Below are 2102 nucleotides of genomic sequence, written 5' to 3'. Positions count from 1 at the left end.
GGGCTTGAACCAGTGACCCCCTGCTTGTAAGGCAGGTGCTCTCCCAACTGAGCTAATCGCCCTCAGCAACGGAGGCGTATTATAGGGGGCAGTGTTTTAGTGTCAATAAATTTCTCCCCGAAACACACCGCCTGACGGCAATTTGAACGCAACGGCCATTAACAATGCAAGTGACGCTTTTGGCTGTTGCTTTTGTGACCGGTGCGGCATTGTGACCCACGAAACCTCAGGGGTTTGGGAGTGACAAACGGACACCTGAGTCTTGTTACTGCCACTTCTTATACAGACAGGGTAAATCATATTTGGGTGAAGTGCTGGCGGGCTGCTAGAATAACGCGATTTTCTATCTGCCCCTCTATGGCAGAAATCAGTATTCGACAGAATCAGAGAAGGTTATGACTGTTAAAACTCGCTTTGCTCCCAGCCCAACCGGTTATCTTCACGTCGGTGGTGCCCGAACTGCTCTCTATTCTTGGTTGTACGCTCGCAACCAGGGTGGCCAATTTGTGTTGCGCATCGAAGATACCGATCTCGAGCGCTCAACCCAGGAAGCCATCGATGCCATTATGGAAGGGATGGAGTGGCTGGGACTGAACTGGGAAGAAGGCCCTTACTATCAGACCAAACGATTCGACCGCTACAATCAACTGATCGACCAGCTGATGGCTGAGGGCAAAGCCTATAAATGCTACTGCCCCCGAGAGCGTCTTGATGAGTTACGTGAAGCTCAGATGGCCAATGGTGAGAAGCCCCGTTACGACGGTCTGTGCCGGGATGGTGATGATAAAGACCTCCCTTACGTGATCCGTTTCCGTAATCCGCAGGAAGGTACGGTCGTATTTGACGATCATGTTCGTGGCCGTATCGAAGTGGCGAATACCGAATTGGATGATCTGATCATTCGTCGAACTGATGGATCGCCGACCTATAACTTCTGTGTGGTGGTAGACGATTGGGACATGGGAATTACCCAGGTTGTTCGTGGTGAAGACCACATCAATAACACGCCGCGACAGATCAACATCTATAAGGCGCTGGGTGCGCCGGTTCCTGAGTTTGCCCACGTATCAATGATTCTGGGTGATGACGGGGCCAAATTGTCCAAGCGACACGGTGCGGTTAGTGTGATGCAATATCGCGACGACGGTTATCTGCCGGAAGCGCTGCTGAACTACTTGGTGCGTCTGGGGTGGTCCAATGGTGATCAGGAAATCTTCTCTCGCCAGGAGATGATTGAGCTGTTTAGCCTGGAGGCCATCAATAAATCCGCATCAGCATTTAATACAGATAAACTGCTCTGGTTGAATCAACACTATATGAAGAGCATGGACCCAGAGTACGTGGCAGAACAGCTCCGTTGGCACATGCAGGATCAGAACATCAATACTGAAAATGGTCCTCAGTTGTCGCAACTGGTTACTGTAATGGCGGAGCGTTGCCAGACTCTGAAGGAGATGGCAGCAGCCAGCCGCTATTTCTATGAAGACTTCGAAGAGTTTGATCCAGCCGCGGCGAAAAAGCACCTGCGCCCGGTTGCTGAGCAGCCGTTGTTACATGTAAAGGCTAAATTGGAAGCTCTGCAAGACTGGACCGTAGAAAATCTGCATCAGGTTATCCAGGATACCGCCGCTGAACTGGAAGTAGGCATGGGTAAAGTGGGTATGCCATTGCGGGTTGCTGTAACCGGTGCTGGCCAGTCTCCAGGCCTCGATCAAACCCTGTTGTTTATTGGTCGCACAAGGGCTGTAGCCAGAATCAACAAGGCGGTGGAATTTATAGCAAACAGAGCTAATTCCTGAAAAACCGGTTGACACATTTTGGGGGCGTCCATACAATGCGCCTCGCACTCAGGGAATGCTTCCCGAAAGTGTCTAAGGCTTGGGGCTATAGCTCAGCTGGGAGAGCGCTTGCATGGCATGCAAGAGGTCCACGGTTCGATCCCGTGTAGCTCCACCAAGTTTATTAAGGTCGCATCCGATGCGGCCTTATTGTTTCGAAAGTAATTTCGGAGCGAACGTCCAGGGTCCCCTTCGTCTAGAGGCCTAGGACACCGCCCTTTCACGGCGGTAACAGGGGTTCAAATCCCCTAGGGGACGCCACTT

At 51.6% G+C, this 2102-nt stretch carries 1 protein-coding gene and 2 tRNA genes; all 3 read left to right on the top strand.

Going from position 1 to position 2102, the window contains the following annotated elements:
- Positions 1–395 precede the first annotated feature (395 nt).
- The 3 genes from gltX to BLT77_RS19895 all read left to right on the top strand — a co-directional run bounded on the left by gltX (position 396) and on the right by BLT77_RS19895 (position 2099).
- Positions 396–1799 carry a glutamate--tRNA ligase gene (gene gltX, locus BLT77_RS19905; RefSeq protein ID WP_090368604.1) on the top strand — a complete coding sequence of 468 codons (1404 nt, stop codon included), beginning with the start codon at positions 396–398 and terminating at the stop codon, positions 1797–1799.
- An 81-nt stretch (positions 1800–1880) separates the two neighbouring features.
- A tRNA-Ala gene (locus tag BLT77_RS19900) sits at positions 1881–1956 on the top strand.
- Between the two features lie 67 nt (positions 1957–2023).
- Positions 2024–2099: transfer RNA gene (locus BLT77_RS19895), tRNA-Glu, on the top strand.
- Positions 2100–2102 lie beyond the last annotated feature (3 nt).

Origin of the sequence: Ferrimonas sediminum (genome assembly GCF_900100175.1) — a bacterium.
GTDB lineage: Bacteria > Pseudomonadota > Gammaproteobacteria > Enterobacterales > Shewanellaceae > Ferrimonas > Ferrimonas sediminum.
Note: the sequence above shows the minus strand (reverse complement) of the source record. Positions and strands in the feature narration are given on the sequence as shown.